The sequence below is a fragment of the Paenibacillus sp. FSL R7-0273 genome (assembly GCF_000758625.1).
GTDB lineage: Bacteria > Bacillota > Bacilli > Paenibacillales > Paenibacillaceae > Paenibacillus_AQ.
Map to the genome: position 1 here is coordinate 1,766,658 of NZ_CP009283.1, position 13,051 is coordinate 1,779,708.

The window sequence follows — 13,051 nt, forward strand, 5'->3', positions numbered from 1 at the left end:
TTGATTGAACACCAAGACAGGCGCAAGGGGGTTATGCGATGTTGAAGAGGATTAAAGAGAGGCTGTATGACCGGAAGGAGCAGGCCTTTCCGCTGGCGGTGTTCCGGATCGGATTCTCACTTGTAATGATACTTGAATTGCTGCAGATGATGACGCTCAGAGAACTGATTTTTCAAAAAGACAGCCTGGCTGCGACCGTACCGGCCTTTCTAACCGCATTGTTTGTGTTATGGATAATAGCGCTGGTGCTGCTGTTAATCGGATATCTGACCCGTCCGGCTGCCATTGTCAATTATGCAATCAGTGTGTATCTGCTGGGCTTTGTTGTGGTGAATGAAGCGAATAACTGGCAGGTGGACTCGCTGTTTCTGACAGGAGCGTTCCTGTTAATGTTCATGCCTGTGTCAGCGTGCGTGTCGATAGAAAGTCTAATGGAACGCCGCCGTCAGGCCAGAGTCCGTGTGCGCAAGCTGCCGCGTCCGCAGGTACGGTTTGTCCATACCGCGTTTCTGATTCTGCTGATCGGACTGTTTTATCTCGATTCGATGCTCTACAAGCTTTCCTCCGATATGTATCTCTCGGGACTGGGCTTATGGGCTCCGGCATCCCTTCCATTTGCTACTTATTATGATGTCTCCTGGCTGATCAATCATGAGTGGCTGGTGCGTATCCTCGGTTATTCTCTGCTTCTCTATGAAGGTTTGTACATTTTCCTGGTGTGGTTTAAGCCGCTCCGGGTGTGGATGAGTGTTGCCGGAATACTCCTGCATGCCGGAGTGCTGGTAGTCTTCCCGATTCCGGTAATGAGCCTGCTGGTAATTACGATTCATCTGGCGATAATTCCGGAGAGTGCCTACCGTAAGCTGTATGACCGGTGGATCGCGGCGAAGCACAAACGGCTGGCCGTCTATTATGACCGGCTCTGCCCGCTGTGCCGCCAGACCGTCGGCATCCTCTCGGCACTGGATTTCCGCAAGGCGATTGAGTGGAAGGCGCTGCAGGATTTTGCGGCTGAGGAAAAGCTTCTGGCTGACATCCCCGAGGCCGACCTGCTCCATGATATTTATGCGGTGGAGAACGGAACCAGGCTGCATAAAGGTGTGGACACCTACGCTGCGGTTCTGCGGTCGATGGGCTGGGCTTATCCGGCCGGTCTGCTGCTTGGCCTGCCGCCGTTTCATGGCATTGCCGCCCGCATTTACGGGAAGGTGGCAGCCAAACGCAAACGCGAGGGCGGCTGCACAGACAGCACCTGCGGCATAGGGATTGTGGCTCCGCCGGAGAAGGCGGGGACTCCGTTTAGCGGAAAGTTCTGGCCTGCCGGGACCTTCCTGCTGCTGTGGGCCGTTTCATTCCTTATCATTTCCTTTGCAACACCGGCCTACGGTAAGTATCTTACCGGTGAGAACAGCAGCCTGACGGCTACCCTAAGGGATATGGCCGCAGTCTACAAGCGGATAACCTATCCTGTACTGGGCTGGACTAACCATGGTGTGTATACGGAGACGCATTATGCGGAGTACGATTTTCAGACCCGGCTGGTCTATGTAGACGGTGATTCATCTGTACCGCTGCCGATAATGGACGAGGAAGGCTTTTCCCGGGGATATAAGGTCGGCCGGCAATGGGATAACTGGGCCTACGCCACGGTCAAGCCGGATGTTTCATACGGGCAGGCCAGCAGCAGCATGCTGGGTTACGCCGCCTTCTGGGCGAAAGACAGCGGTACGGACCTGCACTCAGGCAACGGGCATATTGAAATCCAGCGGAAGCCGATTGAGGTGTCCATGAAGGACTTCCGCCCCGGCCTGCTGCGGGACAATATGGGCCAGCCGTGGAGCCGGATCGGCGAAATTGCAGCCAGCGGCGGCAGCCTGCAGCTAGCGCTGGACGGCGCTGCCGGCAGCCAAGAGCAGGGGACCTGGGGTGAGGCAGTGGACGCTGCGGTAAATGCTACTGCAGCTGCATTGCAGTAGCATCCCAATAGCATCGCAACGTTACAGCAGCCGCAGGCGCATTCGCGTTTGCGGCTGCTGTGCGTCCATCCTCAGCTGCATCCGCCCGGCATCCAACGCCCCCGAACCAGCTCAGTAATACAACTTCCTGAACTGGTTGGGGCTGAGCTGCTCGTGCTTTTTGAACACGGTGCAGAAATAGTTGGGGTCCTCGAACCCGGACAGGAGGGCAACGTCTTTTACCGGCATATTGGGACTGCGCAGCAGCAGCTCCTTGCTGTTCTTGATCCGCACCGAATGGATGTACTGGAAAATCCGGATGTTCGTCGTCTTCTTGAACACAGTGCACAGGTGCTGCGGCGTAATGCCGGCCACTCCGGCCATCTCCTCCAGTGTCAGCGGTTTGTGGGCATTCTGCTCGATATAGTCAAACAGCGGTTTCAGCTTCAGATTGAGGCTGGATGCGCTGTTGTGCGGGTGGACAGAGGCATACTGGACCATTTCAATGAGCAGGGAATAGATTTGTGCGGACCATTCCAGGCTTCGCAGGGCATAGTCGGACTGCTGAATATCCATAATGCTCTGGATTCTGGCCGTAAAAATCTCAGGCTTCGAAATATAGTAAACCCCCGGAGCGGTAATCCCCGCCGTCCGCTTCAGAAAGCTCTCCACCTGATGGCCGTCGAACACAATCCAGTTCACCCGCCAGGACGGGCTGACCGCATAATACTCATGGGGAGCCCCCTTGAGCAGCAGCATCGCTGTGCCTTCTTTTACCCGGAAGGTTCTGCCGCCGGTGATCAGCTCGCCTTCGCCTTCCACACATTGAATCCATTGATATAAGTAGCCGTCCGGACGGACAATCGGCTCCTGCTCCCAGTGAACACCCGCATCCACAAGGTAGTAGGGAAGCTCCTTGTCTGATTCCGTGATGAGGGGCAGAAGCCGCCTGTACATAGGATCACGACCTTAATATTTTAATGTTTTTATGAATATCCTTAGATTGTTCGCAGGGAATAACATCACTACAATATAAATATAACAAAGTTTGTGTAGCGTTTACAAATATAGATAAAGGATGGTACAACACAATGAGCAGACTTGAAACCAAAATCATGGACGGCTGGGAATTCACCCTGCAGCAGCCTGAGGACGGAAATTTCGCACCCGTAAAGCTGCCGCATGACTGGGCGATCACCGCTCCGGTAAATACGCAGATGAAGCAGGGAGAGGCTCAGGGCTTCAGGGACCGCTGGGGAACAGGCTGGTACAGAAAGCGGCTGACCATCAGCGGCATTAAGGAAGGCTATGTGTATAAGCTGCATTTTGGCGGAATCTATGAAAATAGTACAGTCTGGGTCAACGGCAAAGAAGCAGGCGGCCATAAATACGGCTATACCAGCTTTGAACTGGATATCACAGACCTGATTCATGAAGGCGATAACCTGATTCAGGTTAAGGCAGATAACACCGTGTTCCCGGCGGACAGATGGTATTCGGGTGCAGGCATTTACCGTGAAGTAACCCTGCTGGAGCTGCCGCAGAAGCATCTGGTGCCTTATGAAGTTCAAGTAACAACGAAGATTGAAGGCAGTACTGGCATTGTCATTGTAAAAACCGGCACAACAGCCCTCGTAAAAGCCGTACTCACTGATTCAGACGCAGACACCTCTTACGCTGAAGAGTCCGACGATCAGGGCGTTATCCGGTTTGAGGTTCCATCAGCGAAGCTGTGGAGTCCGGAGCAGCCGCAGCTGTACCGTCTGGAGCTGTCGCTTTTGCAGGGGGATGAAGCTGTTGACCATTACGGCCTGAATGTCGGCATCCGGGAGATCAAAATGGTTCCGCACAAGGGAATGTATATCAACGGGCAGCTCGCCAAGGTCAAGGGGCTGTGTATCCACCAGGATGCAGGCTGTCTCGGAACGGCTGTAACGGCGGAGATCTGGAAAGACCGGCTGCTTGCCTTCAAAAAAATCGGCTGTAACGCCATCCGCACCTCCCACCATATTTTTATGGCAGAGTTACTGGATCTGTGTGATGAGCTGGGCCTGCTGGTGTACGAGGAGCCTTTTGACAAATGGACCGGCGGGGCTTATGGGCGTTATTTCGAGACCGAGTGGCAGCGTGATCTGGAGGGTATGGTGAAGCGGGACCGGAATCATCCGTGCATCTTTATGTGGGGTGTCGGCAATGAGGTGGAGCATCAGGGTCAGGCCTCCATGCTGAAGATTCTTAGTATGCTGAGAGGGCATCTGCTGACGCTGGATGATACGCGGCCGGTGTCGTATGCGATGAACCCGCATTTTAAGGTTGAGAGCAATGTAGATGTGTCCAAAATCGAGGATATCCAGCAGTTTGTTGACGAGGCGGATGATACGGAAATTTATGATGTGGCCGAACGGGTGGAGCGGATCCGCCGGATCGGGGAAATTGTCGATGTGGTCTGCTGCAATTACCAGGAGCAATGGTATCCCGAGATTCATGAGGCTTTGCCGGATAAGCTGATTCTGGGTACGGAGACTTATCAGTTTTTCCGCGGCCACCGCGAGCAGATGCAGAACTTTACGGCAGATATTCCGTGGATGGATGTGGAGCAGCATGATTATGTGATCGGCGGGATGCTGTGGACAGGAATTGACTACCTCGGGGAATCGATGGGCTATCCGGCAAAAGGCTGGGCGGGCTCGCTGTTCTATACGAATAATGTGCGCAAGCCGCTGTCTTATCTGTATGAATGCTACTGGTCTGATAAGCCGATGGCCTATCTGGCCGTCATGGATTATTCCCTGCAGGACGAGGGCACCAAGGAGCACTGGGATACGCCGCGGTATGCCGGCCATTGGAATTTCCCGCAGTTCAACAAGACGGTGATTCCATACATGATTGCTACGAACTGTGAAGAGGTCACTCTTGAATTGAACGGTAAAAGCTTTCATGTGGGCAAGCCGGCTGCTTACCCGGGCCGGATGATTACCGGCTATCTGCCTTATCAGCCAGGTACAATTACTGTAAAGGGGTATATCGGCGGCGAGGAAGTGAGCCAATATGTGCTGCAGACGGCAGGGCCTGCGGTCAGGCTGGTGTTTGATCAGGAGCTTGTGCATCTGAAAGCGGAGGAGGTATCGCAAAAGCTGCTCACTGTCCGGGCGGTAGACACTGAGGGTGTGCCGGTATTCCGCGACAGCTCCAAGGTGACCTTTGAGGTTACGGGACCTGCGGAGATCATTGCTGTGGACAATAGCGACCTCAGCTCAAGCGAGCCGTATGACCGCAATTGGATGCATCTGTATCATGGCTGTCTCAGCACGGCTATCCGGCTGACCGGGGAGAAGGGGCGCATCGTGTTGTCAGCCTACTCGGAGGGAATGTATCCGGCACAGCTGGTCATTAATGTAGTGTAAGGGTTGTATTACTAAAAAAGGGGTATCCCGGCCGCCGCTAACGGCTGTCAGGATACCCTTTGTTATTTACACAAAGCTATACAATCTCACGCCATGCGGCGGTACGGTTGTCTGCAGTGTACCTGCGGCCAGCTCAGCCGCTTCACCGCTCCACAGCTCGGTGCCGGCTGCTGCGCTGAGGCCGATCTCTTCCAGAGCCAGCTCCACCTGCAGCGGGCTTTCGCCGGTGTTGAACACCGCAGCATAACGGGTGCCGTCGTTATGCTCGGCAGTCCATACGATGAGCTCGCCCTTGCAGAGGGCTTCTCTGGCGCCGTGGCTCTCCTGCTGGATGCGCAGCACTTCGCGGTTGGTCAGCAATGACAGTGTCCACTCGTCATTGTCGCGCAGCTCGCCGCCGAAGATGAGCGGCGAGCGGAAAATGCTCCAGAGCGACATCATCGTCAGCTGCTCGTCACGCGTGAACCGGGTCCAGCGGTCTGCGCCGCCGCCGTCTACAGAGCGGATGCCGATATGGCCGAGCGGCAGCATATCGCAGTCCGGCCAGCTGCCGTCCCCGGGTACGCCCTGCCACTTGCGGCAGCGGTCGAACATGTCCAGCAGCAGCGGCCACAGATCCCAAAAATCATCCGTGACCCGCCACATATTGGCATGCTCCACGAAGAAGTCGGCGTATTCCACCGGAGCCGGGCCCGGTGACAGGCTCAGCACCATCGGCCGTCCGCTGCGCTCGATCGCCTTAGAGATCAGGGCAATCTCCGGCTGATGGGTGTCATACAGCCTGGAAGCGGCGATGTCATCCACCTTGACCAGATCGACGCCCCACTGTGCATACAGCTCAAAGAGGGAATCATAATATTCCTGAGCGCCTTCCTTAGAGGCGTCTACTCCATACATATCCGTGTTCCATGGGCAGATGGAGTTGGTATGGGCGATCTCCCGTGCTGTCGCCGTTGTACCGAGCAATGCCGTTCCTGCGTGTGCAGCCTGACGCGGAATGCCGCGCATAATATGAATGCCGAATTTCAGCCCGAGGCTGTGCACGTAATCAGCCAGCGGCTTGAAGCCCTGGCCGTCCGCTGCCGAAGGGAAGCGGTTCTCCGCAGGCATGAGCCGGGAGTATTCATCCATTACCAGCGGCACGAACGGCCGGTATTGGGAGGAGTTCGCATAGGGCTCATACCACTGAATATCAACGGTGATGTAGTTCCAGCCGTAGTCTTTGAGATGCTCTGCCATATATTCTGCATTGCCGCGGATTTCGGCTTCCGTTACGGCTGCGCCGTAGCAGTCCCAGCTGTTCCAGCCAAGCGGAGGTGTAGGTGCTGCAAGCTTATGTGTCATTGTAAATCTCCTTTACTGATGGATTATTGCTCTCAATAAGATCATCATAAGGCAGGAGATTTGCAATATCTATAGTAATCTTACAAGCCAGATAGCACTATATTGCGGTTTGCGGTTAATCGAAGAACAGCCTGCGGTAGGTCAGGCTTTCGCCTCCGCTGCGGAATTCGCCCGGCGTAAGTCCGGTCAGGCTGCGGAAGGCCTTGATGAAATAGCTGCCGCTGGAATAGCCGATCTGCCCGGCAATGGCTTCAATGCTGAGGCTGGTTCCCCGGAGCAGCTCCATCGCCTTCTCAGTGCGGACCCGGGTCAGATAAGCGCCGGGAGTCAGTCCGGTACTAGCTGAGAACCGGCGGATCAGGTGGTATTTGGACAGGGCCACATGCTCTGACAGCTGATCGATGCTGATCATCTGCGCATAGTGCTGCTCTATATATTCAGCTGCCCGCCTTACATTATCAGACCAGTTATCCTTGTCCCGCAGAGACGTCACCTGCATCCTGGCCAGCTCTGTCATGAACTGATAGATGGAGGAGGAGGCGATCAGCGGGTCGGAGATCCGGCCTGCCGCCGCATCGGCGACAATCAGCTTCAGCAGCCGGATTGGTGCGCAGTCGGGCGGCAGATAAGGGACTTCGCCGGCTTCGCGCAGGAATTTGCGCCAGTGGGGCAGAATCAGCTCGGGACGGAACAGCAGGAACATGAACTCCCACGGCTCCGAAGCCTCCGTATCATAATAATAACGGTGGGGTCCGGGAATCTCCGCCAGAAAAGCCTGTCCGGCGGCAACCCGGTAGGTCCGGCCCCCGGATTCAAAAACACCCTCGCCGGAGAGGGTGTACTGGAACAGCAGAAGCGGACCGTCTGTCCGCTCCAGTCCGTCCCAGCGGTAAGCCGGCGTGGTAATGGAATCACTGCCGGCGGCATACAGCACACATAGCTTGAGCTCTTTATCTTCGGCGAACCGGAAGCCGTAGGTGCCTTTTGACATCTCCATAGCGGGCCTCCTTGCAGGAATAGGATCTGACTGTAACTGTATCATACCCTTCTGCAAAAAACAGCGCTGCTCCCGCAAGCAGGAGCAGCGCTGTGCTGTCTATAGTTAATATGACGTATAGGGTCCGTTATTATGCGCGGGCGCCTTCCGCCTTTTTGGGGCTGAACGCTCTGCGGACCAGCTTGGTCAGCTCCATCAGGATAACGGCACCCAGGGCCAGACCTGTTGCTGTCAGCCAGTGGGACATTCCGAACGTATCCGGGATAGAGAAGATTTGTCTGATGCCCGGCAGTACTGCAATACCATAGAAGGCAAAGCAGACAAGAACGGCACCGATAACATATTTGTTGCTGAAAAAGCCGGCTTCAACCGAAGTCTGAGTATTGGAGCGGGCGGCAAAGGTCTGAAGCGTACGGGACAGGATCAGCGTGGTGAATGCCATCGCTACACCCATGTCGTCGGAATGCTGAAGACCCAAATACAGGGAGACAATAACCGCTGCTCCGATGAGCACGCCGCGGGTAATAATTGCCTGCATCAGTCCGCCTGAGAAGATGCCCTCATTAAGCTCTCTCGGCTTTCTGCTCATCACATTAGGCTCTGCTTTTTCCATACCCAGTGCAATCGCAGGGAGGGAGTCATTGGCCAGGTTGATGAACAGCAGCTGAATCGCCGTGAACGGGTTGATCCAGTCGAAGATCAGGGCGAACAGAATGGCGATAATGGCACCAAGGTTGCCCGAGAAGAGATAGGCGATCGCTTTTTTAATATTATCGAACACTGTCCGTCCTACGGAGACTGCGTTAACAATCGAGACGAAGTTATCGTCGGTCAAAATCATCGCGGCCGCATCCTTGGCAACATCGGTACCGCTGCCCATTGCCACGCCGATATCAGCCTGCTTCAGGGCCGGTGCATCGTTTACACCGTCACCGGTCATGGCTGTGATTTTACCTTTACGCTGCCATGCGCGGACAATCCGGATCTTGTTCTCCGGGGAGACCCGGGCATATACGCCGATCTGCTCCAGCTTGCTGTCGAGCTCGGCATCGGATAAGGCATCCAGCTCCTGGCCGGTGATGGCAATATCTGTATCACTCATCAGGCCGATATCGCGCCCGATGGCCTGGGCGGTGGTTTTATGGTCACCAGTAATCATGATCGTACGGATGCCGGCATTTTTGGATTCAGCGATGGCGCTGTATACAGCTTCACGCGGAGGGTCAATCATCGCGGTTAAGCCTACGAGCACCAGATTATTTTCATCCTCAAGCGTAATTTGCGTAGTGGAGTTCGGTACCGTTTTATAGGCATACGCCAGAACGCGCAGCGCCCTGCTGGAGAAATCCTCATTGACTTTAAAGAACCGTTCACGCAGCTCCTCTGTAAACGGCACTTCAACTTCATCGATCAGCACATGCGAACATACGCTGAAGAGCACATCCGGTCCGCCTTTGGTAATCATTTTCTTTTGTCCGCCAAACGTATGCAGGGTACTCATCAGCTTACGTTCGGAGTCAAACGGCAGCTCGGCTTCCCGCGGGAAGTTATCGCGGATTTCCTGATAATTCTTATCCAGGCTGTTACTGAAGGCGATAAGCGCAACCTCGGTCGGGTCGCCCAGCTCCTTGCCTTCTTCATTGATATTGGAATCATTACAGAGTACGGCAATATGCAGCAGCCTACGGGCCTCAGGAGACCATTCATGATGTTCAAGCTTGAACTGGTCTTTCTTTCCCTCCGGCAGATAATAATCGACAACCGTCATTTTATTCTGGGTGAGGGTACCGGTTTTGTCTGTACAGATGACACCGGCCGAGCCGAGCGCCTCAACAGCCGGCAGCTTGCGGATAATCGCGTTCTGCTTGGCCATTTTGTTCGTTCCTACAGATAAGACAATGGTCACAATAGAGGAGAGCGCTTCGGGAATTGCCGCTACCGCTACAGCGACAGCAAACATAAGAGCGTTAAAGATGGCTTCAGTAGTATCCACGTTTGTATCCGACAGCCATACACGGCCCGCCTGGATACCGAAGATAATAACCGACAGTATCAGAATAGCAATACCGAGCTGCTTACTGAAGGATTCGAGCTTGCGCTGCAGCGGCGTCTGCTTGGCTTCGGCGCTTTCGAGCAGCTCGGCGATTTTACCGATTTCAGTAGTCAGGGCAGTACCTGTTACAAGAAAAACACCGCGTCCGTACACCACCAGGGAACCGCTGAACGCCATATTGCGGCGGTCACCGAGCGGGGCTTCCTGGTCAATGGTGTTGATATGCTTTTCGACAGCTTCGGATTCCCCGGTCAGCATACCCTCATTGATCTTAAGGCTTCCGGATTCGATGATCCGGCCGTCGGCAGGGACAAAATCCCCGGCCTCGAGAATAACGATATCACCGCGTACCAGCTCGCGGGCCGGAACCGTCCGGGGGGCTCCGTCGCGCAGCACCTTGGCCTCCGGGGCAGACATCTGCTGCAGGGCAGCCAGTGAGCTTTCCGCTTTACGGGTTTGAATCACACTGATTACGGCGTTTAGGATCAGCACCAGGAAGATAATGAGCGATTCCATAACATGTCCCATGAAAATTTGTATGGCTGCTGCAATCAGCAGCACGACCACCATCGGGTCTTTAAAGTTTTCCAGGAAAAGCTTCCACAGGGGATCTCTGTCCCGCCCCTTTATTTCATTATAACCATCCTTTTCCAGCCGCTTCTGGACCTCAGCTGATGTTAGCCCTTTTGCCGAGCTTTGCTGCTCCTGTAAGCTGTCTGATACACTTTTGCGGTAATACTCCACTAATGATTTCTCCTCTCTGCATTGCGGTGTCTTTGGTCTAGCGCATAAGCTTCGATTTATTGGACTAATACCCGTTAAACTCATCTTCTACTCAGGTTTGATACCTTAGTTTGCCCAATAATCACTATTTGGAACCTGTTTGTAAAAGTTACGGTTTCGAAAGGGGAGAGGTTTCAGGAGAAACCCGTTCCTCAAGGTTGAAAGGGCTTACATGAAAAAAGTTTCATGAAAGGAATATTCCTTAGAGCGGTCTTTAGCGGGTGTTAAAGTCATGGATGAGAGGAAACAAATGCTTAAATGGATGAAAAGGGGAATAGAGTGTGGTGAATATCTGTACCTGATGCGTGCCTTAGCTTAGCTATTAGAGGGGGAGATCCATTGGATGGTAGTCGGCCACCAAAGGGAAAAATCCCATTAAATGAGCCAGAACCCCGGTTGGGGCCCGCTATCAAAGGGAAAAATCCCATTAAATGAGCGAGAACCCCGGTTGGGGCCCGCTATTAAAGGGAAAAATGCCGTTAATGAGTCAGATCCACGGTTAGAGCCCGCTATCAAAGGGAAAAATCCCATTAAATGAGCCAGAACCCCGGTTGGAGCCCGCTATCAAAGGGAAAAATCCCTTTAAAATGCGCTGGCCTCGGGCGAGAAGGCGAAATAAAGGGCAAAAATGCCCTTCATTTCAGCCCAAGCGAGCAAAATGACGGAATGAGAGGCAAAAATGCCCTTGATTTCAGCCCAAGCGAGCAAAATGGCGGAATAAGAGGCAAAAATGCCCTTGATTTCAGCGCCAAATCCCAGCACCCAGTTTTCAAGCCACGAGACACCCCCCACGCCCTCAAACTAGTCCACCCGCGCCCCAAGCCAGCGCCGCGCCCTCAAATTAGTCCACCCGAGCCACGAGACACCCCCCACGCCCTCAAACTAGTCCACCCGCGCCCCAAGACAGCGCTGCGCCCTCAAACTAGCCCACACGCGCCCCAAGACAGCGCCGTGCCCTCAGACTACTCACCCGCGCCCCAAGCCAGGCCCGCGCCCTCAAACTAGTCCACCCGCGCCACGAGCCAGTCCCCGTGCCCTCAAACTAGTCGACCCGCGCCACGAGCCAGCCCCCGCGCCATCAGATTAGCCCCCCCGCGCCCTCAGACTAGTCCACCCGAGCCACGAGCCAGCCCCCGTGCCCTCAGATTAGCCCACCCGAGCCACGAAACAGCGCCGCGCCTTCAAACTAGTCCACCCAAGCCACGAGACAGCCCCCGTGCCCTCAGATTAGCCCACCCGAGCCACGAAACAGCGCCCGGCCCTCAGACTAGTCCACCCGAGCCACGAGACACCCCCCGTGCCCTCAGATTAGTCCACCCGCGCCCCAAGCCAGCTCCACGCCCTCAAACTAGTCCACCCGCACCCCAAGCCAGCGCCGAGCCCTCAAACTAGTCCACCCGCGCCCCAAGCCAGCGCCGAGCCCTCAAACTAGTCCACCCGCCCCACGAAACAGCCCCGCGCCTCAATCAGCCCCGCCCATACTCAGCCCTGATCCGCCCGCACGCTAAGGCGGTATTGCCGGGGGGCCATGCCGATCTTGCGCTTGAACAGCTGGTGAAAAAACTTCAGATCGGCATAGCCGACGGCTGCGGCGACCCCGGCTACGCTATAGCCGGGGTCCGTCAGCAGACGGCAGGCGGCGTCCATGCGGATGTTATGCAGATAGCCGGTGAAGCTCATGCCGGTCTGCTGCCGGAAGAGCCGGCTGAACTGGCGCTCACTGAGATTGGCAGCTGCCGCCAGCCCGCCGAGCGTCACCCCGCCGGCGTAATTGGCTTTGATGCAGGCGATCGCTTCATCGACTGCGGTCCATTGCGGTCTGGCTCCTGCAGAGGTCCCGGACTGCAGCTGCTGCCTGTAGAGTCCGGTCAGCATCCGGACGATAAGAGCGGCAATGACAGCCAGATAACCGGGTGGCCTGGCCGAGAACTCGCTGTACAGCTCCTGGAACAGCATATGGTAGGAGCCCGTAGTGTCTTTTACAGAGAACCAGGGGATGTGCTCTACAGTGAAATAATCACAGATGTCTGCAGCCTGCGGGTAGGCTCCCCGGAGCCCTTCCATATAAGTCAACGGAAACAGGCAGTTGTATACAATCAGCGGACGGTCCTTTTTGGTTGTTCTGGGCCGGAATACGTGGCTGCGCCCTACAGGAATAAAGAAAAGGGTGCCATGCTCTACCGGGATAGCCTCATCGTCAATGTAATGTACCCCTGATCCCTCACTGACATAGGTAATCTCGACGAACGCATGAGAATGCTCATGCAGCTCGAAGTTTTCGTAAGCCCGGTTTACATAGACGGGAATGCCGGGCCCGAAGAACTCCTCGCCGGACATTATGAAGCGGCTGCGTCTGACAGTCATACGGATTACTCCTCTGCAACGTAGGTTAATTGACTCCATCCTACGCAATCAGCACCGGATTGTCCAGATCGCCCTATAACAATGTCCGGAACAGCCTCCATATGCTATTAATCTGCCTCATACAATAGACGTAGGAATGCCGGAACCGGAA

At 55.0% G+C, this 13,051-nt stretch carries 8 protein-coding genes; 2 read left to right on the plus strand and 6 right to left on the minus strand.

What is annotated here, in order from left to right; all coding sequences use genetic code 11:
• Nucleotides 1-38 precede the first annotated feature (38 nt).
• Entirely contained in the window at nt 39-1,976 is a 1,938-nt protein-coding gene (locus R70723_RS07655) for a DCC1-like thiol-disulfide oxidoreductase family protein (protein WP_052421222.1), read from the plus strand.
• A gap of 111 nt (nt 1,977-2,087) precedes the next feature.
• Here the strand turns inward: R70723_RS07655 and R70723_RS07660 are convergent, their stop codons facing one another.
• On the minus strand, nt 2,088-2,912 hold the full coding sequence (locus R70723_RS07660) for an AraC family transcriptional regulator (protein ID WP_039871087.1): 825 nt from the start codon (nt 2,910-2,912) through the stop codon (nt 2,088-2,090).
• A gap of 110 nt (nt 2,913-3,022) precedes the next feature.
• On the opposite strand from R70723_RS07660, the gene R70723_RS07665 reads away from it, so the two are divergent.
• On the plus strand, nt 3,023-5,359 hold the full coding sequence (locus tag R70723_RS07665) for a glycoside hydrolase family 2 TIM barrel-domain containing protein (protein ID WP_256704607.1): 2,337 nt from the start codon (nt 3,023-3,025) through the stop codon (nt 5,357-5,359).
• Nucleotides 5,360-5,425: 66 nt separating this feature from the next.
• Here the strand turns inward: R70723_RS07665 and R70723_RS07670 are convergent, their stop codons facing one another.
• The 5 genes from R70723_RS07670 to R70723_RS07690 form a co-directional block, all read right to left on the minus strand.
• Nucleotides 5,426-6,703, minus strand: a complete 1,278-nt coding sequence (locus tag R70723_RS07670) for a glycoside hydrolase family 27 protein (protein WP_039871092.1) — start codon at nt 6,701-6,703, stop codon at nt 5,426-5,428.
• 115 nt (nt 6,704-6,818) lie between these two features.
• On the minus strand, nt 6,819-7,700 hold the full coding sequence (locus R70723_RS07675; RefSeq protein WP_039871094.1) for an AraC family transcriptional regulator: 882 nt from the start codon (nt 7,698-7,700) through the stop codon (nt 6,819-6,821).
• Nucleotides 7,701-7,830: 130 nt separating this feature from the next.
• Complete coding sequence (locus tag R70723_RS07680; protein WP_039871095.1) at nt 7,831-10,497, minus strand: cation-translocating P-type ATPase; 2,667 nt, start codon at nt 10,495-10,497, stop codon at nt 7,831-7,833.
• 621 nt (nt 10,498-11,118) lie between these two features.
• Nucleotides 11,119-11,328: a hypothetical protein gene (locus R70723_RS07685; RefSeq protein WP_039871096.1), complete on the minus strand. Its 210-nt coding sequence runs from the start codon at nt 11,326-11,328 to the stop codon at nt 11,119-11,121.
• 690 nt (nt 11,329-12,018) lie between these two features.
• On the minus strand, nt 12,019-12,900 hold the full coding sequence (locus tag R70723_RS07690) for an AraC family transcriptional regulator (protein ID WP_039871098.1): 882 nt from the start codon (nt 12,898-12,900) through the stop codon (nt 12,019-12,021).
• Nucleotides 12,901-13,051 lie beyond the last annotated feature (151 nt).